Origin of the sequence: Streptomyces niphimycinicus (assembly GCF_018883605.1) — a bacterium.
Lineage (GTDB): Bacteria > Actinomycetota > Actinomycetes > Streptomycetales > Streptomycetaceae > Streptomyces > Streptomyces niphimycinicus.
The window spans coordinates 1-802 of sequence record NZ_JAHLEM010001127.1 but is presented as its reverse complement, the minus strand read 5'-3'; the positions used below and the strand labels follow the sequence as shown (position 1 = coordinate 802).

At 67.6% G+C, this 802-nt stretch carries 1 protein-coding gene; it reads right to left on the bottom strand.

The features are described from left to right. A partial coding sequence (locus tag KN815_RS48170; RefSeq protein WP_216348077.1) for a condensation domain-containing protein occupies nucleotides 1-802 on the bottom strand: 802 nt, incomplete at both ends.

The following is an 802-nucleotide window of genomic DNA, read 5'->3' as shown; positions in this document are numbered from 1 at the left end:
ACGACTCCGGCCCCACCCCCTGCCCCACCAGCCACCGCGCCACCCGATTCGACCACGCGTCCAACTCGGAATAGGTCAACCGGACCTCATCACACACCACCGCCACCGCATCCGGTGTCCGCGCCACCTGCTCCCCGAAGAGCACCGGCAACGACACACCCCGCACACCCCGCGACTCACCATTCCACCCGACCAGCACCCGCTCCCGCTCCACCGCGGACAGCAACTCAACATCACCGATGCGGCGGTCGGGGTCCTCAGCGAGCGCGGTCAGAACACGGACGAAACGCTCCGCGATGCCCTGCGCGGTGGCCCGGTCGAACAGCTCCGTGCTGAAGTCCAACGCCCCCTCCAGCACCACACCGCCATCCGCCTCACCACCACGCTCCGCGAGCCGGAACGACAGATCGAACTTCGCCGCACCCGCCGCCACCGGCTCACCGGCCACCGACAGCCCCGGCAACGAGGCAACAACCGAGGCGCCACCCTGCTCCGTGTTGTTCAACGTCAGCATCGTCTGGAACAAGGGATGCCGCGACAGCGACCGCTCTGGATTGACCACCTCCACCAACCGCTCGAACGGCAGATCCTGATAGGCATACGCCTCGAGGTCCTTACCGCGGACGCGGTCGAGCAGTTCGGCGAATGTGGGATCGCCTGAGGTGTCCGTTCGGAGCACCAGGGTGTTCACGAAGAACCCGACCAGATCGTCCAACGCGTCATCCGTACGCCCGGCGATCGCCGTGCCCAGCGGAATGTCCGTGCCCGCGCCCAGCCGCGTCAGCAGTGTCGACAGCGCGGT